Below are 18,986 nucleotides of genomic sequence, written 5' to 3'. Positions count from 1 at the left end.
GTGATCGGGGTGATCGGGGTGATCAGGGGCGTCAGCGCTGCGCGAAGGGCTGGTCCGTGGGGACGATCTCCACGCCGAGGGGGGCCAGGGAGATGGGGATGAGCTTGAAGTTGGCCAGGCCCAGGGGGATGCCGATGATCGTGATGCACAGGGCGATCCCGGTGAGGACATGGCCGAGCGCCAGCCACCAGCCCGCGAGGATGAGCCAGAGGACGTTGCCCACGCAGGAGGCGGCCCCGGCGTCGCGGCGGGGGACGGCGGTGCGGCCGAAGGGCCACAGGGCGAAGGCGGCGATGCGCCAGGAGGCGATCGCGAGGGGGATGCCGATGATCGTGATGAAGAGGAGGACCCCGGCGAAGAGGTAGAGGATCGCCATCCAGAAGCCGGAGAAGATCAGCCAGATCAGGTTCAGCAGCGTTTTCACGGTTGGCGTCCTGCCATCTGCTCGAGTCGGGCGATGCGCTCCCGCATGGGCGGGTGGGTCGAGAAGAGCTTGGCGAGACCCACGCCACCGCCGAAGGGGTGGGCGATCATCATATGGCTGGCGGTCTCCAGACGGGGCTCGGGCGGCAGCGGAAGCTGCTTCGTGCCGACCTCCAGCTTGCGCAGGGCGCTGGCGAGGGCCAGGGGGTCGCCGGTGAGCTGGGCTCCGGAGGCGTCCGCCTCGTATTCGCGGGAGCGACTCACGGCGAGCTGGATGATGGAGGCCGCGAGCGGGCCGAGGATCATGATCAGCAGCATGCCGAGGAAGCCGGGGCCCTCGTCGTCGTCGGACCGGCCCATGGGGATCAGCCAGGCGAAGTTCACCAGGAACATGACGACGCTGGCGAGCGCGCCCGCGACCGAGGAGATCAGGATGTCGCGGTTGTAGACATGGCTGAGCTCGTGGCCGATGACCCCGCGCAGCTCGCGCTCGTCCAGCAGCCGCAGAATGCCGTCGGTGCAGCAGACCGCCGCGTTACGGGGGTTGCGGCCGGTCGCGAAGGCGTTGGGGGCGTCGGTCGGGGAGATGTAGAGGCGGGGCATCGGCTGGCGCGCGGCCGTGGAGAGCTCGCGCACGATCCGGTACAGCCCCGGTGCCTCGAACTCGCTGACGGGGCGGGCGCGCATGGCGCGCAGGGCGAGCTTGTCACTGTTCCAGTAGGCGTACGCGTTGGTCCCGAGGGCGACGATGACCGCGATGATCAGCCCGGTGCGGCCGAAGAGGCTGCCGATGAGGATGATGAGCGCGGACAGACCACCGAGAAGTACGGCGGTCTTGAGCCCGTTGTGCCGGCGGTGCACTGTGTGCCCTCCCGTTGTGCCGCAGGGGAACGCTTTGCCTGGTGTCTCCACCTTCCAGTGGACCCTCCTGAAAAAGTCAACGCCAGGCGAAGGGCACCAGTTCCCTTGTGCACACGGGTGCGGGGGCGCGGCGGCCGCCGTGAGGGGGCGGCTAGAGCAGGGTGCCCGAGGCGAACCGCAGAACGAGCTGTGGGGCGCCGGAGAGCGCGATGCCGATGACCGCGGTGAGGCCGATGGCGGCCGTAAGGGGGACGGCACGGGGGCGGGCGACGACCGCCCCGGCGGCGGGCACGGGCTCCGCCGTCCCGCCGGGTACGGACTCCGCCGCGGCGGAGTGCTCGGGCGCGCGGAAGAGCACCGCCGTCCACTGGAGGTAGTAGTAGAGCGCCATCACCACGTTGAGCGCCATCACCACCGCGAGCCAGCCCAGCCCCGCGTCCACGGCCGCCGTGAAGACGGTCACCTTGGCGAAGAGCCCGATGACGCCCGGGGGCAGCCCGGCCAGGCACAGCAGGAAGAAGCCGAGCGCCAGGGCGGCGGCCGGGCGGGTCGCGTACAGGCCGCGGTAGTCGGTGAGCCGGTTGGCCAGGCTCGTACGGGCCACCAGGGCGGCCACGGCGAAGGCGCCGAGGTTCACAGCCGCGTACATCAGGGCGTACGCGACGGTGGAGCCGACGGCGCGGGAGGCGTCCTTCGCGGAGTCGGCGTAGCCGGCCGCGGCGATGGGGACCAGCAGATAGCCCGCCTGGGCGACGGAGGACCAGGCGAGCAGCCGTACGGCGCTGAAAGCGCGCTCGGGGCGCTGGCGCAGCGCCGCGGCGTTCCCCGCGGTCATGGTGAGGGCGGCGAGGACGGCGACGGCCGGACCCCACACATCCGCGTACGAGGGGAAGGCGAGGACGGTCACCAGGATGAGACCGGAGAACCCGACCGCCTTACCGACGACGGACAGATACGCCGCGACGGGCACCGGCGCGCCGACGTAGGTGTCGGGCACCCAGAAGTGGAAGGGCACGGCGGCGGTCTTGAACGCGAAGCCCACCAGGGTCAGTACGACACCCGCCTGGGCGAGGGTGTCGAGCCGCGGGTCGACATGGGTGAGGGCGCCGGCGATCCGGGACAGATGGAGGCTGCCGGTGGCCGCGTAGACGAAGCTGACGCCGAGCAGCATCACGGCGGTCGCGGTGACCGAGGAGAGGAAGAACTTCAGCGCGGCCTCGGAGGAGAGGCGGTCGCCGCGGCGCAGCCCGACGAGGGCGAAGGCCGGGAGCGAGGCCACTTCGAGGGCGATGACCAGGGTGGCCAGATCGCGGGCCGCGGGCAGCAGGGCGGCCCCGGCCGCGGAGGACAGCAGCAGGAACCAGAATTCGCCCGCGGGGAGTTTGAGGTCGTCGAGGGCGCTGAAGGACAGCAGCGCGGTGAGCAGCGCCCCGCCGAGCACCAGGAACTGGATGACGAGGGCGAAGCTGTCGGCCGTGTAGCTGCACGCGTGGGCGCCGGTGGTCAGGCAGAAGGTGGAGCGGTCGCCGTCCAGCAGAGGCAGCAGGGAGAGCGAGGCCAGGGCGAGTCCCGCTATCGCGCCCCAGCCCAGCAGGCGCTTTCCGCGCTCGGACAGGAAGAGGTCCGCGACGAGGACGGCGAGGCCGGTCAGGGCCGCGATGGTGGGCGGTGCGACGGCGAGCCAGTCGACGGACTGGACGAGGCTCGTGGCGAGGCTCGAGGAGTTGGCAGTCATCGGTTGCCTCCCGCGAGGAGCTGCTGCACGGCCGGGTCGGTGAGGCCGAGGAGGGCCGCGGGCCACAGTCCGGCGAGGACGGTGAGGGCCACCAGGGGGCTCCAGGCGGCGAATTCATGGCCGTGGACGTCGGCAAGGGCGGGCCGCCCGGCCCCGGTCCCGGTGCCGGGCTCGATCGGCTGGTCGCCCATGCAGACGCGCCGTACGACGACGAGCATGTAGGCGGCGGTGAGCAGGGTGCCGAAGCCGGCGAGCGCCATATAGGTGAGGAACGCCGGGCGGCTGAGCCCGTCGGCGGGGTCGAAGGCGCCGAACATGGCGAGCATCTCGCCCCAGAACCCGGCGAGTCCGGGCAGCCCCAGGGAGGCCACGGCGCCGAAGGCGAGCAGTCCGCCCAGGCGCGGCGCCCGGCCGTAGAGGGCGGCGCCGCTGGTGCCCGCGAGCTGGTCGAGGTCGGTGGTGCCGGAGCGGTCCTTGAGGGCGCCGACGAGGAAGAAGAGCAGCCCGGTGATCAGGCCGTGGGCGATGTTGGCGAAGAGCGCGCCGTTCACCCCGGTGGGGGTGAGGGTCGCGATGCCGAGCAGGACGAAGCCCATATGGCCGACGGAGGAGTAGGCGATCAGGCGCTTGAGGTCGCCCTTGGCGCCGGTGCGGGCAAGGGCGAGGCAGGCGAGGGATCCGTAGATGATGCCGACCACGGCGAACGCGGCGAGGTAGGGCGCGTAGGTGTGGGCCGCCTCGGGGGTCATCGGCAGCACGATGCGGACCAGCCCGTAGGTGCCCATCTTGAGCAGCACGCCCGCCAGCAGCACCGAGCCGACGGTGGGAGCGGCGGTGTGGGCGTCGGGCAGCCAGCTGTGCAGCGGCCACATGGGGGCCTTGACGGCGAGTCCGACGATGATGGCGAGGGCCGCGATCAGCTGGGTGGTGTGGCTGAGCCCGGAGCCTTTGTCGGCGGCGAGTGCCACCATGTCGAAGGTGCCGCCCTCGAGCCCGACGAGGAGGAGGCCGAGCAGCATGACGACGGAGCCGAGCAGGGTGTAGAGGATGAACCGCCAGGCGGCGCGCTCGCGTTCGGCGCCTCCCCACCGGTTGATGAGGAAGTACATCGGGATGAGGACCATCTCGAACGCCAGGAAGAACAGCATCAGGTCCAGCACCGCGAAGCTGGCCAGGGTGCCGGACTCCAGGAGCAGCAGCAGCGCGACGAAGGCTTTGGGGGACGGCCCGGAGGGCCGGTTGAAGTAGGTGTAGAGCGCGCAGAGGAAGGTCAGCAGTGCGGTCAGCACCAGCAGCGGCAGCGAGACGCCGTCCACGCCGAGGTGGACGCGGATGTCCAGGGCGGGGATCCAGCCGATGTCCGTCTGGGCCTGCATCCTGGCCGGGTGGCCGTGGTCGAATCCGGCGGCCAGGGCGATGGCGGCGGCGAGCACCACTGCGGTGACGGTCACACCGTGGCGCAGCACGGCCTGGTCGGGCCCGCGGCCGCGCAGCCCGGGCGGCGCCGGGAGCAGGGCGGCGGCGCTGCCGAGCAGGGGGAGCACGACCACGGCGGCGAGGAGGAGTTGCTGGACGGTGTGGTTCACGGGTCAGGCTCCCGCTGCGACGAGGACGGCGGCCACGGCCAGGACGAGGGAGCCCGCGAGCAGCGCGCCGAGATAGGTCTGCACATTGCCGGTCTGGGCGCGGCGGACGGCCGCGCCGAGCAGCCGGGGCGCACCGCCCGCGCCGCGTACGTACGTCTCGACGACCTCGCGGTCGAGGAAGCGGACGAGCCGGGCGGCGGCCCGCACGGGCCGGACGAACAGGGCGCTGTAGAGGGCGTCGAGGTGGAAGCCGACGGCCGCGTGACGGTGCAGCGGGCCCAGGAGCAGCCGCCCGGGGTCGGCGGGGTCCCTGGCGCCCGCGATGGAGCCGTAGGCCGCCTCGTGGGTGGCGATGGCCTCGGCCTCGGAGACGGCGTCGGCGGCCTCGGGGTGGGCGGCCACCGCGCCGAGCGGCACACGGGCGGCCCGCGCCGCGCTGTGCCGCCAGGCGGCGTACATGACGAGGGCGCCGATGAGGGCCGCCCCGGTGCCGAGCACGGATGTGGTGAGGGTCGCGGTGAGGGACTCGCCGTCGAACCAGTCGGGCAGCCTGCCGTAGGCGAGGCCGAGGGCGGCGGTGGGGATGAACAGCGCCCATAGGACGGCGTTCATGGCCACCGGCTGCTTGCCGTGGTCGGGGGCGGGCTCGCCCCGGCCGCGGAAGGCGAGCAGCCACAGCCGGGCCGCGTATCCGGCGGTGAGCAGCGCGGTGAGGAGCCCGGCGAGGAGCACGGTCCAGCCGACGCCCGCCGGGACGCCTGAGGTGTGGCCGGTCGCGGCGTGCTCGGCCGCGCCGAGCACGGCCTCCTTGGAGAAGAAGCCCGCGAAGGGCGGGATGGCGGCGAGCGCGAGCAGCGCGACCGTCATCGTCCAGAAGGCGTCGGGGATGCGCCCGGCGAGGCCGCTCATCCGGGACATCGCGGCGAGGGAGTTGCTGCCGGCGGCGTGGATCACCACACCGGCGCCGAGGAAGAGCAGCGCCTTGAACGCGCCGTGGGTGATGAGGTGGAAGACGGCGGCGCCACGGTCGTCGACGGCCAGCGCGCCCGTCATATAGCCGAGTTGGCCGACGGTCGAATAGGCGAGGACGCGTTTGATGTCGTCCTGGGCGAGCGCGGCGAGCGCCGAGCCGACCATCGTCACGGCCGCCATGACGGCCAGTACGGCGAGCGCGGCGGCGGAGGGGGCGAAGACGGGCAGCAGCCGGGCCACGACGAAGACACCCGCGGCGACCATGGTGGCCGCGTGGATCAGCGCGGAGACCGGGGTGGGGCCCGCCATCGCGTCCGGCAGCCAGGTGTGCAGCGGGAACTGCGCGGACTTGCCCGCGACCCCGGCCAGCAGCAGCAGCGCGATCAGGGTGGGGTGGTCCAGCGGCACCCCGGCGGTCTCGGAGGTCAGCCGGGTGTGGATCTCGCTGATCCGGAACGTTCCGGTGTCGCCCGCGAGCGCGAAGATGCCGATCAGGAACGGGACGTCGCCGAGCTTGGTGACCAGGAACGCCTTGAGGGACGCGGAGCGCGCGGCGGCGGTCTCCCAGTAGTGGCCCACCAGGAAGTACGAGCAGATGCCCATGATCTCCCAGCCGACGAGCAGCACGATCAGGTCGTCGGAGTAGACGACGAGGAGCATCGCGGCGGTGAAGAGGGAGACCAGGGCGGCGTAGGAGGGGTAGCGGGGGTCGTCCCGCAGATAGCCGGTCGAGTAAATCTGCACACAGCTCGCGACGACAGCGACGAGGACCGCGACCAGGGCGGCGAAGCCGTCGATGTGCAGGGCCAGGTCGATGGGGATCGAGCCGGTGTCGGCGAGCCGGGTCGCGGCGGTGAGCGGGGCCGTGCCGCCGCCCGCTCCCCCGCCCTGGCGTACGGCGACGAGCACGGCGAGCGCGGCCGCGGCGAGGGTCGGCAGCACCGCGACGGGGCGGACGAAACCGGGGGCGCGGCGGCCCACCAGGAGCCCGGCGGCGGCACCGAGGAAGGGCAGGAGGGGGACGAGAACGGCGGCGGTCGTGGTCGTCACGCGGTCTGCCTCCGGACGCGTCGTGCCTGGTCGGCGGCGTTGTCAGTGGGGGCTGCCATGCTGTCGTCCATCGGGTCCTGGCCGGCTGACGGGGGGTCGGCCAGGTCCCGGAGCTTGTCGACGTCGGCGATGCCGCGGTTGCGGTGGACGAGGAGGACGATGGCGAGGCCGATGCCGATCTCGGCGGCGGCGATGGTGATGGTGAAGAGGGTCAGCGCCTGGCCCGTGTGCAGGGTGTCGCGGAGCCAGACGTCGAAGGCGACGAGATTGAGGTTGACGGCGTTGAGCATCAGCTCGACCGACATCAGCACCAGGATCGCGTTGCGGCGGGCGAGGACGCCGTACAGACCGGTGCAGAAGAGGAGGACGGCGAGCACGGCGGGATAGGCGAGGTGCATCAGCGCGTCTCCTTGGCGAGGCCGGCGCCCGGGCCACTGTCATGGCCGCTCTTGCGGGACAGGACGATCGCGCCGACGAGCGCGGCGAGGAGGAGGACGGACAGCGCCTCGAACGGCAGCACCCAGTGGCGGAAGAGGCTCTTACCGGAGACGGCGGTGGAGCCCTGGACCCCCTTGTCCAGCTCGATCCAGGTGGTCCGGAAGGCGTCCACGACCACCCACACCAGGACGCCCGCGGCGGCCACGGCCACGGCGAGCGCCACCGGGCGGTTGCCCGAATCGGCGTCCGGGGAGCGGCCGATGGGCGCCTTGGTGAGCATCAGCCCGAAGAGGAGGAGGACGACGACGGAACCGACGTAGATCAGTACCTGCACCCAGGCGATGAACTCCGCCGTGAGCAGGAGGTACTCCACGGCGAGGCCGCCGAGCGCCACCACCAGCCAGAGGGCGGCGTGCACCAGTTGCTTGGTGGTGACGGTGAGGACGGCCGCGCCGAAGGTCGCGATGCCCACGAGCAGGAAGGCGATCTCGACGCCGGTCGGCGACAGGAACCCGTGGCCGGTGGCGGCCAAGTGGACCGCAGGGCTCACGAGGCGGCTCCGTTCCCGTTCTCGGTTCCGCTCTCGGTTTCGTTCGCGGTGTCGTTCGCGGTTCCGCTCGCGTCGGTCCCGCCGGATCCGCGCTCGGCCTCGGCCTGTGCGGCCTCGGCGGCTTGCGCGGCAGCGGCGGCGGCCTCGGCGGCGAGCTTGTCGGCGGCCTTACGGGCGGCGGCGATCTCCTTGGGCTCCTCCGCACGCGGGTCGAGCGCGGGCGGCGCGGGCACCGTCCACATCCACTCGCGGAGCTTGTCCCGCTCATGGGTGAGATCGCGGATGTCCTCCTCCGCGTACTCGAACTCCGGCGACCAGAAGAGCGCGTCGAAAGGGCACACCTCGATGCAGATACCGCAGTACATGCACAGCGCGAAGTCGATCGCGAACCGGTCCAGCACATTGCGGCTGCGCTCGCGCCCGCCCGGGGCGGCCGGGGGGACGGTCTCCTTGTGCGAGTCGATATAGATGCACCAGTCCGGGCATTCGCGGGCGCACAGCATGCAGACCGTGCAGTTCTCCTCGAACAGCCCGATCACCCCGCGAGTGCGGGGCGGCAGCTCGGGCTGCGCGTCCGGATACTGCGCGGTGTGCGACTTCCGGGTCATCGTGCGGAGGGTGACGGCCAGGCCCTTGGCCAGACCGGATCCGGGGATGCCCATCAGGAGATCACCACCTTGACGACGCCGGTGAGGGCGATCTGGGCCAGTGAGAGCGGAATGAGGCAGGTCCAGGCGAACCGCTGGAGCTGGTCCTCGCGCAGCCGCGGATAGCTGACCCGCAGCCAGATCACGACGAAGGCGAGGACGGCCGTCTTCAGCAGGGTCCACAGCCAGCCGAGGCCATCGGCGAACGGACCCTGCCAGCCACCGAGGAAGAGGACGGCGGTCAGCCCGCACAGGATGACGATGCCCGCGTACTCGGCGAGCAGGAAGAGCGCGAACCGCAGCCCGGTGTACTCGGTGTACGCACCGAAGATGATCTCGGAGTCGGCGATCGGCGCGTCGAACGGCGGGCGCTGGAGCTCGGCGAGACCAGCGGTGAAGAACACCACCCCGCCGACGATCTGCCACGGCACCCACCACCACTCGAACGCGTCGAGGATGCCGGGCAGCGAGACCGTGCCCGCCGCCATCGCCACGGAGGCGGCGGTGAGCAGCATCGGCAACTCGTACGCCATGAGCTGGGCGGCCGTACGCAACCCCCCGAGCAGGGAGAACTTATTCGCCGAGGCCCAGCCCGCCATCAGCGAACCCAGCACCCCGACGCCCATCACGGCGAGCACGAAGAAGATGCCCGCGTCCAGGACCTGGCCGACGGCGCCCTCGGCGGGGCCGATCGGGATCGCGACGAGGACGAGGAGGTACGGCAGCAGCGCGACGGCGGGCGCCAGCTGGAAGACTCGCCGATCGGCTCCGGCCGGTACGACGTCTTCCTTCTGCGCGAACTTCACCCCGTCCGCGACCAGTTGGGCCCAGCCGTGGAAGCCGCCCGCGTACATCGGCCCGAGGCGGCCCTGCATATGGGCCATGACCTTGTGCTCGGTCTGCCCCACGAGCAGGGGCAGCACGAGAAAGGCGAGCAGGAGGGCGAGCAGTCGCAGCGCGACGTCGAGGACGTCGTTCACGCGGTGCCTCCCGGCTGGTCGTCGGAGTCGTCGTCGGGGTTGTCGTCAGGGGTGGCGTCCGGGGTGGCCGGGGTGCCGGGTGCGTCGGGCTCGGGTGCGGATTCGGGTTCGGGTTTCGCGCCGTGTTTGTCTCCGGCTGCCTCGGTCTCCGGTGCCGGTTCCGGTCCCGGTGCCCGCGGCTCACGCGGGGACTCGGCGTCCTCGTCCCGCGCGGGGCGCGCGTGGTGCCAGGGGGCATCGGACGAGCGGCGCTGCGGCGCGGGGCGCCGGGGGCGGTCCGGGGCCTCGGCCGCCGACGGCTCGGCGGCGGACGACGGCTCAGCGGCGGACGGCTCGGCGGAGGCTGCCCGCCCACCGGCGGCCGCGTCCGCGGCGGGCGCTTCGGCCGTCGCCTCCGCACCCGCCGAACGCTGACTCGCCGAACCCTCACCCGCGCTGCGGGAGCGCCGCGCCGGACGGTCGGCTGCCGAAGCGGGAGTCTCCGCCGCACCCGCCGGACGCTGGCTCGCCGAGCCCTCGCCCGCGCTGCGCGCACGCCGCGCCGGGCGGTCGGCAGCCGGGGCCTCCGCTGCCTGCGTGCCCGCGGCCTCCGGGCGCTGGCTTGCCGAGCCCGCCGTCGCGCTGCGGGTGCGGCGGGCGGGGCGTTCGCCCGCGGCGGCGCCCGCCGCGCGGGCGCCCCGGGCCGGACGGGCCGGGGCAGCGGGCAGCTGACCCTTGAGGGGCCCCCATTCGTTGGGGTCGGGGACGCCGGGTGGCAGCATCTGCCGACGCTTGGGGCCGTGGCCGGTGCCCGACTCCCCCGGCTCCTTCGCGCCCGGCCATGCCTTGGCGACCCGGGCCGCCAGCACGAAGTCCTTGCGCAGCGGATGCCCCTCGAAGCCGTCGGGGAGCAGCAGCGGCGCGAGATGGGGGTGGCCCACGAAGCCGATGCCGAACATCTCGTGGGTCTCACGCTCATGCCAGGCCGCCCCGGCGTAGACGCCGGTCGCGGTCGGCAGCGCGGCCATGTCGTGCGGCACGGTGGTACGCACCAGCAGACCCCGCACCGCGAGACCCGCCCCGGTCCCGGCCGCGCCCCCGGCCCCCGGGGTGCCGAGGGCGACGACGCGCGCGGCCACCCGGAAGCCGGTGCCCGGCTCGTCGACCGCGCTCAGCCAGTCGAAGTAGGTGCAGCCGAGGGTGTCGCGGGCCGTCTCCAGCGACGCGATCCAGGAGTCCGCGGGGACGTCGACGGTCAGCAGGCCGTACGCCTCCTCCGCCGTGGCGCCCTCGCCGAACAGCTCGGCGGCGGAACGCGGCAGCCAGCCCACGGGCGGCGCGGCCTCCACCGCGGCCTCCGCCTCCGCGGTCCCAGCGGCCCCCGCAGCCTCCACCGCCCCGTTCGACTCCACGGCCCCGTTCGGCTCCGCCGTCTCGTTCGGCTCGGTCGGCTCGGTCGGCTCGTTCCGCTCGGTCATGGCGTGTCTTCCCGCTCCGGAGGCGTGACCAGCCCGCTGCGCAGCGCGGCCGCGGACGGACGGCCCGAGGCCGCGGAGGCGGCGGCCTCCCCGGAACCGCCCCCGGAATTCCCGTACCGCTCACTCAGCGACTCGCGTGCGATCTTCTCCTGGAGCTTGAGGATGCCCTGGAGCAGCGCCTCGGGCCGGGGCGGGCAGCCGGGCACATAGACGTCGACGGGGATGATCTGGTCGACGCCCTTGGTCACGGCGTAGGAGTCCCAGTAGGGGCCGCCGCAGTTCGAGCAGGCCCCGAAGGAGATCACGTACTTCGGCTCCGGCATCTGTTCGTACAGCCGCTTCACCGCGGGCGCCATCTTGTCCGTGACCGTGCCGGAGACGACCATCAGGTCGGCCTGGCGCGGTCCCGGCGCGAAGGGGATCACGCCGAGCCGGATGAAGTCGTGGCGGGCCATCGACGCCGCGATGAATTCGATGGCGCAGCAGGCGAGGCCGAAGTTGAAGACCCACAGGCTGTAGCGGCGGCCCCAGTTCAGGACCACCTTCATCGGCTCGGGGGCCAGCCGGGCCAGCGTGCCGAGACGGCGCGGCTCCGGCAGGTCCACCGGCGCGGGCGCGGGGACCGGCGCGGAGGCCGGTATCGATGCCGATGTCGGTGTCGATACCGATGTCGGTGTCGGCGTCGGGTTCGGTGTCACGTCCACTCCAGGACGCCCTTCTTCCATGCGTACAGCAGACCTACGGCGAGGAACCCGAGGAAGATGAACATCTCCACCAGCGTGGTGGCTCCGAAGCCGGGCGCCGCGAAGACCGTCGCCCACGGGAACAAGAAGATCGAGTCAACGGCGAAAATCACATAGAGAAAAGCGTAGACGTAATAGCGGACCTGGGTGTGGGCCCAACCCTCGCCCACAGGGTCCACTCCGCACTCGTAGGTCAGCAGTTTCTCCGGCGTGGGCACGACAGGCCGCAGCAGCCGCCCGGCCCCGAAGGCCACGGCGACGAAGATCACGCCGATCGCCGCCAGCAGTCCGACCACCGCATAGCCGTGGAAGTAGTCGGCCGCGAGCTGGACGCTGGTGCCGCTGGTGGTGCGTACGGTCGTCGCCTCCGGCACGTCCGCCCTCGCTCCCTGGTCCTCTTGTTCTTTGTCCGCTCCTCGTCGACCCCGCGTGTTCGACGATCCGTACGGACGGGAAGTCTAGGGCCTGCCGCCGCCGGGCAGGGCGGCCCGTCCGCGATGCGGGGGGCTATCCCCATGGCGGAGCCCCCCGCGGGCCCGGCAGTCTTGCTGCCATGACCTCCAGTTCCCCCGTCGGCGACCCCGACGGCGACGGCCGTGGCCGCGACGGCGAGCGGCTGCCACGCCCGCCCGCGTTCGCCTTTCCCGCGCAGACCTGGCGGGAGATCGCCCATCTCCTGGCCAATCTGCTGGTGGGCATCGTCTGCTTCGTCTTCACCCTGGTCTGGCTGACCGTGGGCCTGGGGCTGGCGGTCACGGTGGTGGGGCTGCCGCTGCTGGCCGTGGGGCTGCGGTGCAGCAGGGCCCTCGGCCGGTTCGAGCGCTACCGCGCCAGGGGGCTGCTCTCGATGCGGATCGATGAGCCCAGCCCGCTGCCGCACCAGCCGGGCAGCGGCTTCCTCGGCCGGCTGTGGACGAACCTGCGGGACCCGGTCGGCTGGCGCGCCACGCTGTACGCGCTGATCCGGCTGCCGTGGTCGGTGGTCACCTTCGCTATCACCCTGACCTCGCTGTTCGTGGCCTGGCCGGTGCTGCCGTGGATCGCCCGGGGGCTTACGCATGTGGACCGGGCGATGGTGCGCGGGCTGCTGTTCCCCTCCGATGAGCTGGAGCGGCGGATCGCCGAGCTGGAGTCGGACCGGGGCACGGTGGTGGACACCGCCGCCGCGGATCTGCGCCGGATCGAACGCGACCTCCACGACGGCGCACAGGCCCGGCTGGTCGCCCTCGCCATGGGGCTCGGTCTGGCGAAGGAGAAGCTGGAGGAGGACCCGGAAGCCGCCGCCAAGATGGTCGACGAGGCCCACGGCGAAGTGAAACTCGCCCTCCAGGAACTACGCGACCTCGCCCGCGGCATCCACCCCGCCATCCTCACCGACCGCGGCCTCGGCCCCGCCCTCTCGGCGCTCTCGGCCCGCTGCACGGTCCCCGTGAAGGTGACGGTCGAGCTGCCCGAACGCCCGGCGGCGGCCATCGAGGGCATCGCCTACTTCACCGTCTCCGAACTGCTCCAGAACATCAGCAAGCACAGCGGCGCCCACACCGCCGAGATCGAGCTGTGGCGCGCCGACAACCGGCTGCTGATCCAGGTACGGGACGACGGGCGCGGCGGCGCGGCCACCGACAGGGGCTCGGGGCTCTCGGGTCTGGCGGAGCGGCTGGGCTCGGTCGACGGGCTGTTCGCGGTGGATTCGCCGCCCGGTGGGCCGACCACCGTGACCGCCGAGCTGCCCTGGCACCACCGGACCGGGCCGGCGGCGGGCGCCGCGGTGGCCCGTTCCCGGCGAAGCGGCCGAAGCGGCTGACGCCGGGCAGCAGGCCGCCCCACCTCGAAGGGACGCCGGGCAGCACACCGGGCGCGCCCCGAAAAGGCGCCGGGAAGCAGGCCGCCCCACCCCGATACGACTCCGGACAGCACACCGGGCCGCGCCCCGAAAGGACGCCGGGCAGCACCTCGCCCCACCCCGAAAGGTAGGGCTAACCCCCCGGTGAAGAGGCCCACCCACCCGATGGCCCGGCGGGCCGCGCTCCGGGACTCTTGGGTGAACGCAGCCGACGCGACCCGACGCGATCCACCCCGTCGACCCGCATCGCGCACCCCACCAGGCCCCGGAGGACGGACAAGACGATGGCCACCGCATACCGCCCCTACGAACCGGGGACCGAGCCCCGTGGCCATCTGGTGCCCGCGGCGCTGAAGGCGCCGTTCCAGGGCCGCGTCTGGCGGGAGTTCCTCTATGTCCTGACCAGCCTGCCGATGGCCATCGTCACCTTTGTCTACACGATCACGATGATCGCGCTGGGCGCCGGGCTGCTGATCACCTTCCTCGGCGTCCCGGTGCTCGGCGCGGCCCTCGCGGGCTGCCGCGCGCTCGGCGTCGTGGAGCGGGCCCGCGCCCGTGCGCTGCTGGGGCTGGAGGTGGCCGAGCCCGAGCCGGTCCTCGGCCGGAGGGGCGGCCGCGGGGGCAGGCGCGGACCGGTCGCCTGGGTGGGTGCGCTGCTCAGGAGCGGCACCTCCTGGCGGCATGTGATCTACGCGCTGATCCATCTGCCGTGGGCGGTCTTCTCGTTCGGCTTCGCGGTGAGCTTCACCGCCTACGGCTGGGGCTTCACGACGTATCCGCTGTGGCGCTGGGTCTTCCCCCGGTATATGGACGAGCCGGGTCTCCAGATCTTCGGGGACGACCACGGGCGCAACTTCTATCTGGACACCCCGTTCGAGATCACCGTGACCTGCGCCGCCGGTGTGCTGGTCCTGCTGCTGACCCCGTGGGTGATGCGGGGGCTGACCTCGGTCGACCGGATCATGGTGTCCGGGCTGCTCGGCCCGTCCCGGCTGGCGAGCCGGGTCTGGGAGCTGGAGTCGGACCGGGGCACGGTGGTGGACACCGCCGCCGCGGATCTGCGCCGGATCGAACGCGACCTCCACGACGGCGCACAAGCCCGGCTGGTCGCCCTCGCCATGGATCTGGGCCTGGCGAAGGAGAAGCTGGAGGAGGACCCGGAAGCCGCCGCCAAGATGGTCGACGAGGCCCACGGCGAAGTTAAACTCGCCCTCCAGGAACTACGCGACCTCGCCCGCGGCATCCACCCCGCCATCCTCACCGACCGCGGCCTCGGCCCCGCCCTCTCCGCCCTGGCCGCCCGCTGCACGGTCCCGGTGACCGTGACGGTGGACCTTCCGCAACGGCCCGCGCCCGCGATCGAGGGCATCGCCTACTTCACCGTCTCCGAACTGCTCCAGAACATCAGCAAGCACAGCGGCGCCCACACCGCCGAGGTGGATCTGTGGCGCTCCGACGACCGGCTGCTGATCCAGATCACGGACGACGGGCGGGGCGGGGCCGAGACGGCGGCCGGTTCGGGTCTCGCCGGGCTGGCCGAGCGGATCGACGCGGTGGACGGCATCCTCGTCGTCCACTCCCCGGCGGGCGGCCCGACCACCGTGACCGCCGAGCTCCCCTGGCGCTGAGGGCGCACACCCCCGCCCCCCCCGCCCGTACACGGCCGGTTCCGTGCGACGCGAGCGGCCGAACCCTGGGATGCTGGTCCCCACGAACCGAATGGAACGGGGGCCGAACATCGTGGCGGACAGAGTACGGGTGGTCATCGCCGAGGATTCGGTGCTGCTGCGGGAGGGGCTGACCCGGCTGCTGACCGACCGGGGCCATGAGGTGGTCGCGGGCGTCGGGGACGCGGAAGCGCTGATCAAGTCGGTGCGGGAGCTGGCCGACGAGGGCGCGCCACCGGATGTGGTGGTGGCCGATGTGCGGATGCCGCCCACCCACACCGACGAGGGGGTGCGGGCGGCCGTCCGGCTCCGCCGCGACCATCCGGGCCTGGGGGTGCTGGTCCTGTCGCAGTATGTGGAGGAGCAGTACGCCACCGAGCTGCTGGCCGGGAACAGCCGGGGCGTCGGCTATCTGCTCAAGGACCGGGTGGCCGAGGTGCGCGAGTTCGTGGACGCGGTGGTGCGGGTCGCCCAGGGCGGTACGGCGCTCGACCCGGAGGTCGTCGCCCAGCTGCTGGGCCGTAGCCGCAAGCAGGATGTGCTGGCCGGGCTCACCCCGAGGGAGCGCGAGGTCCTGGGGCTGATGGCCGAGGGCCGGACCAATTCGGCCGTCGCCCGGCAGCTCGTGGTGAGCGACGGAGCGGTCGAGAAGCATGTGAGCAACATCTTCTTGAAGCTGGGCCTCTCGCCGAGTGACGGGGATCACCGTCGGGTGCTCGCCGTTCTGACCTATCTCAATTCCTGAAAGCAGACTCCCGCGGGCCAAAGCGAGGCCAAAGGCTGAACGAGGTACCAGGGAAATAACTGCAAGGGGGGAGGGGCGCGTCATGTCAAACCAGGACATATATGGTTCTTCTTTCGGCGTCCACCATGTGATCCGGCCAAGGAAGGCCACCCTTACCGACGTACGATGGTCGTGGGACAACCGGTCGGCACCGACTGTCCATGAGCGCCGCCTCAAGGGAGGTCCGAAGCAGTGACCAGCCAGGTCAGTAGCCCGGCCGAACAGGCCGAACCAGCCGATCAGCAGGGCGGGCAGTCGCCCGTCGGGGGGCAGCGAACAGGAGACGGCGGTAAAGAGATCCGCCGTCTGGACCGGGTGATCATCCGGTTCGCGGGTGACTCGGGTGACGGTATGCAGCTCACGGGTGACCGGTTCACCTCGGAGACGGCGTCGTTCGGAAACGACCTGTCCACCCTGCCGAACTTCCCGGCGGAGATCCGGGCCCCCGCCGGTACCCTGCCCGGAGTGTCGAGCTTCCAGCTCCACTTCGCCGATCACGACATCCTCACGCCCGGTGACGCGCCGAATGTGCTGGTCGCGATGAACCCGGCCGCGCTGAAGGCCAACCTCCCCGATGTGCCGCGCGGGGCGGAAATCATCGTCAACACCGACGAGTTCACCAAGCGCCCCATGGCCAAGGTCGGCTATGACCAAAGCCCTCTGGAGGACGGCTCGCTGGACGGCTATCACGTCCACCCGGTGCCGCTCACCACGCTCACCATCGAGGCGCTGAAGGAGTTCGGCCTGTCCCGCAAGGAGGCCGAGCGCAGCAAGAACATGTTCGCGCTCGGGCTGCTGTCGTGGATGTACCACCGGCCGACCGAGGGCACCGAGAAGTTCCTGCGGCAGAAGTTCGCCAAGAAGCCGCAGATCGCCGAGGCCAATGTGACGGCCTTCCGGGCGGGCTGGAACTTCGGTGAGACCACCGAGGACTTCGCCGTCTCCTACGAGGTCGCCCCGGCCACCACCGCGTTCCCCACCGGCACCTACCGGAACATCTCCGGGAACCTGGCGCTGTCGTACGGGCTGATCGCGGCCTCCCGCCAGGCGGATCTGCCGCTGTTCCTGGGGTCGTATCCGATCACCCCGGCATCCGACATCCTGCACGAGCTGTCCAAGCACAAGAACTTCGGTGTGCGCAGCTTCCAGGCCGAGGACGAGATCGCCGGTATCGGCGCCGCGCTGGGCGCGGCCTTCGGCGGCTCCCTCGCGGTGACCACCACCTCCGGCCCCGGTGTGGCGCTGAAGTCGGAGACCATCGGGCTCGCGGTCTCCCTCGAGCTGCCGCTGCTGGTGATCGACATTCAGCGCGGCGGCCCCTCCACCGGGCTGCCGACCAAGACCGAGCAGGCGGATCTGCTCCAGGCCATGTACGGGCGCAACGGCGAGGCCCCGGTGCCGATCGTGGCGCCCAAGACCCCCGCCGACTGCTTCGACGCCGCGCTGGAGGCCGCCCGGATCGCGCTGACCTACCGGACCCCGGTGTTCCTGCTGTCGGACGGCTATCTGGCCAACGGCTCGGAGCCCTGGCGGGTGCCGGACGTCGACGAGCTGCCCGACCTGCGGGTCCGGTTCGCCACCGGCCCCAACCATGTGCTGGCCGACGGCACCGAGGTCTTCTGGCCGTACAAGCGCGACCCCAAGACCCTGGCCCGCCCCTGGGCCGTGCCCGGAACGCCCGGCCTCGAGCACCGGATCGGCGGCATCGAGAAGCAGGACGGCACCGGCAACATCTCCTACGACCCGGCCAACCACGACCACATGGTCCGCATCCGCCAGGCCAAGGTGGACGGCATCGCCGTGCCGGACATCGAGGTGGACGACCCGACCGGCGACGCCCGCACCCTGGTCCTGGGGTGGGGATCGACCTACGGCCCGATCACCGCGGCCGTGCGCCGCGTCCGCACCGCGGGCGACCGGATCGCCCAGGCCCATCTGCGCCATCTCAACCCCTTCCCCGCCAACCTCGGCAAGGTGCTGGAGGGTTACGAGAAGGTCGTGGTGCCGGAGATGAACCTGGGGCAGCTGGTCACGCTGCTGCGCGCCCGCTATCTGGTCGACGCCCGCTCCTTCACCCAGGTCCGCGGACTGCCGTTCAAGGCCGAACAGCTCGCCACCGCCCTCAAGGAGGCCATCGATGACTGACACCATCGCCGAGGGGGCGGCATCGGCGCCCAGCGCGCTCTCCCTGGTGCCCAAGACCGCCGTCAAGCAGACGATGAAGGACTTCAAGTCCGACCAGGAGGTCCGCTGGTGCCCCGGCTGCGGCGACTACGCCGTCCTCGCCGCCGTCCAGGGCTTCATGCCCGAACTGGGCCTGGCGAAGGAGAACATCGTCTTCGTCTCCGGCATCGGCTGCTCCTCACGCTTCCCGTACTACATGAACACCTACGGGATGCACTCCATCCACGGCCGCGCCCCGGCCATCGCCACCGGGCTGGCCGCCTCCCGCCGCGATCTGTCGGTGTGGGTCGTCACCGGTGACGGCGACGCGCTGTCCATCGGCGGCAACCACCTGATCCACGCGTTGCGCCGCAATGTGAACCTGAAGATCCTGCTCTTCAACAACCGCATCTACGGCCTGACCAAGGGTCAGTACAGCCCCACCTCCGAGGTCGGCAAGATCACCAAGTCGACCCCGATGGGCTCCCTGGACTCGCCGTTCAACCCGCTCTCCCTCGCGCTCGGCGCCGAGGCGGGCTTCGTGGCCCGCACCGTCGACTCCGACCGCAAGCACCTCACCGAGGTGCTGCGGCAGGCGGCGGCCCACCCCGGCACCGCGCTGGTGGAGATCTACCAGAACTGCAACATCTTCAACGACGGCGCCTTCGAGGCCCTGAAGGACAAGCAGCAGGCCCAGGAGGCCGTGATCCGGCTGGAGCACGGACAGCCGATCCGCTTCGGCCTCGACCAGTCCAAGGGCGTCATCCGCAACCAGCGCACCGGCGACCTCGAAGTGATCACCGTCACACCCGAGAACGAACACCAGGTGCTGGTGCACGACGCCCACGCCACCTCACCCACCACGGCGTTCGCGCTGACCCGACTGGCCGACGCCGACACCCTCCACCACACCCCCATCGGCGTGCTGCGCAATGTGGAGCGCCCGGTCTACGACACCCAGATGTCCGACCAGCTCGACAACGCCGTGGAGCTGAAGGGCAAGGGCGACCTCGGCGCACTCCTCGCCGGCGGCGACACCTGGACCGTCGTGGGCTGACCCCCTCAGGGCCCGCCCCGGGTCCATTCG

The 18,986-nt window shown here is 71.8% G+C and carries 17 protein-coding genes; 5 read left to right on the top strand and 12 right to left on the bottom strand.

What is annotated here, in order from left to right:
* Window positions 1–31: 31 nt before the first annotated feature.
* The 12 genes from AB0E24_RS20200 to AB0E24_RS20145 all read right to left on the bottom strand — a co-directional run bounded on the left by AB0E24_RS20200 (window position 32) and on the right by AB0E24_RS20145 (window position 11,816).
* A complete protein-coding gene (locus tag AB0E24_RS20200) occupies window positions 32–424 on the bottom strand; it encodes a YccF domain-containing protein (protein ID WP_347236469.1) in 393 nt (130 codons plus the stop codon).
* Window positions 421–1,284, bottom strand: coding sequence for a zinc metalloprotease HtpX (htpX, locus tag AB0E24_RS20195; protein WP_069865275.1), 864 nt, complete (start codon window positions 1,282–1,284; stop codon window positions 421–423). The genes AB0E24_RS20200 and htpX overlap by 4 nt, the downstream gene beginning before the upstream one ends.
* 151 nt (window positions 1,285–1,435) lie before the next feature.
* Window positions 1,436–3,019 carry an NADH-quinone oxidoreductase subunit N gene (locus AB0E24_RS20190; RefSeq protein ID WP_359378668.1) on the bottom strand — a complete coding sequence of 528 codons (1,584 nt, stop codon included), beginning with the start codon at window positions 3,017–3,019 and terminating at the stop codon, window positions 1,436–1,438.
* A complete protein-coding gene (locus AB0E24_RS20185) occupies window positions 3,016–4,605 on the bottom strand; it encodes a complex I subunit 4 family protein (RefSeq protein WP_251772874.1) in 1,590 nt (529 codons plus the stop codon). The genes AB0E24_RS20190 and AB0E24_RS20185 overlap by 4 nt, the downstream gene beginning before the upstream one ends.
* Window positions 4,606–4,608: 3 nt before the next feature.
* On the bottom strand, window positions 4,609–6,627 hold the full coding sequence (locus AB0E24_RS20180) for an NADH-quinone oxidoreductase subunit 5 family protein (RefSeq protein WP_359378665.1): 2,019 nt from the start codon (window positions 6,625–6,627) through the stop codon (window positions 4,609–4,611).
* Complete coding sequence (nuoK, locus tag AB0E24_RS20175; RefSeq protein WP_359378662.1) at window positions 6,624–7,025, bottom strand: NADH-quinone oxidoreductase subunit NuoK; 402 nt, start codon at window positions 7,023–7,025, stop codon at window positions 6,624–6,626. The genes AB0E24_RS20180 and nuoK overlap by 4 nt, the downstream gene beginning before the upstream one ends.
* Complete coding sequence (locus AB0E24_RS20170; protein ID WP_359378659.1) at window positions 7,025–7,615, bottom strand: NADH-quinone oxidoreductase subunit J family protein; 591 nt, start codon at window positions 7,613–7,615, stop codon at window positions 7,025–7,027. The genes nuoK and AB0E24_RS20170 overlap by 1 nt, the downstream gene beginning before the upstream one ends.
* A complete protein-coding gene (locus AB0E24_RS20165) occupies window positions 7,612–8,277 on the bottom strand; it encodes a NuoI/complex I 23 kDa subunit family protein (RefSeq protein ID WP_359378656.1) in 666 nt (221 codons plus the stop codon). The genes AB0E24_RS20170 and AB0E24_RS20165 overlap by 4 nt, the downstream gene beginning before the upstream one ends.
* Window positions 8,277–9,242: a complex I subunit 1/NuoH family protein gene (locus AB0E24_RS20160; protein WP_359378653.1), complete on the bottom strand. Its 966-nt coding sequence runs from the start codon at window positions 9,240–9,242 to the stop codon at window positions 8,277–8,279. The genes AB0E24_RS20165 and AB0E24_RS20160 overlap by 1 nt, the downstream gene beginning before the upstream one ends.
* A complete protein-coding gene (locus AB0E24_RS20155) occupies window positions 9,239–10,699 on the bottom strand; it encodes an NADH-quinone oxidoreductase subunit C (protein WP_359378650.1) in 1,461 nt (486 codons plus the stop codon). Before AB0E24_RS20155 ends, AB0E24_RS20160 begins: the two co-directional genes overlap by 4 nt.
* Window positions 10,696–11,403: an NADH-quinone oxidoreductase subunit B gene (locus AB0E24_RS20150; RefSeq protein WP_079258554.1), complete on the bottom strand. Its 708-nt coding sequence runs from the start codon at window positions 11,401–11,403 to the stop codon at window positions 10,696–10,698. Before AB0E24_RS20150 ends, AB0E24_RS20155 begins: the two co-directional genes overlap by 4 nt.
* Window positions 11,394–11,816, bottom strand: a complete 423-nt coding sequence (locus tag AB0E24_RS20145) for an NADH-quinone oxidoreductase subunit A (RefSeq protein ID WP_069865296.1) — start codon at window positions 11,814–11,816, stop codon at window positions 11,394–11,396. The genes AB0E24_RS20150 and AB0E24_RS20145 overlap by 10 nt, the downstream gene beginning before the upstream one ends.
* A gap of 179 nt (window positions 11,817–11,995) precedes the next feature.
* On the opposite strand from AB0E24_RS20145, the gene abrC1 reads away from it, so the two are divergent.
* The 5 genes from abrC1 (at window position 11,996) to AB0E24_RS20120 (ending at window position 18,956) form a co-directional block, all read left to right on the top strand.
* On the top strand, window positions 11,996–13,246 hold the full coding sequence (gene abrC1, locus AB0E24_RS20140) for a sensor histidine kinase AbrC1 (protein WP_359378646.1): 1,251 nt from the start codon (window positions 11,996–11,998) through the stop codon (window positions 13,244–13,246).
* A 323-nt stretch (window positions 13,247–13,569) separates the two neighbouring features.
* Entirely contained in the window at window positions 13,570–14,913 is a 1,344-nt protein-coding gene (locus AB0E24_RS20135; RefSeq protein WP_359378642.1) for a sensor histidine kinase, read from the top strand.
* A 91-nt stretch (window positions 14,914–15,004) separates the two neighbouring features.
* Complete coding sequence (gene abrC3, locus AB0E24_RS20130; RefSeq protein ID WP_069865303.1) at window positions 15,005–15,697, top strand: response regulator AbrC3; 693 nt, start codon at window positions 15,005–15,007, stop codon at window positions 15,695–15,697.
* Between the two features lie 231 nt (window positions 15,698–15,928).
* On the top strand, window positions 15,929–17,881 hold the full coding sequence (locus AB0E24_RS20125; protein WP_069865305.1) for a 2-oxoacid:acceptor oxidoreductase subunit alpha: 1,953 nt from the start codon (window positions 15,929–15,931) through the stop codon (window positions 17,879–17,881).
* Window positions 17,874–18,956, top strand: coding sequence for a 2-oxoacid:ferredoxin oxidoreductase subunit beta (locus AB0E24_RS20120; RefSeq protein ID WP_069865307.1), 1,083 nt, complete (start codon window positions 17,874–17,876; stop codon window positions 18,954–18,956). The genes AB0E24_RS20125 and AB0E24_RS20120 overlap by 8 nt, the downstream gene beginning before the upstream one ends.
* Window positions 18,957–18,986 lie beyond the last annotated feature (30 nt).

Source organism: Streptomyces malaysiensis subsp. malaysiensis (assembly GCF_040653035.1).
In the GTDB taxonomy this organism is placed as follows: domain Bacteria; phylum Actinomycetota; class Actinomycetes; order Streptomycetales; family Streptomycetaceae; genus Streptomyces; species Streptomyces malaysiensis.
This window is presented reverse-complemented; position numbering and strand designations above follow the sequence as displayed.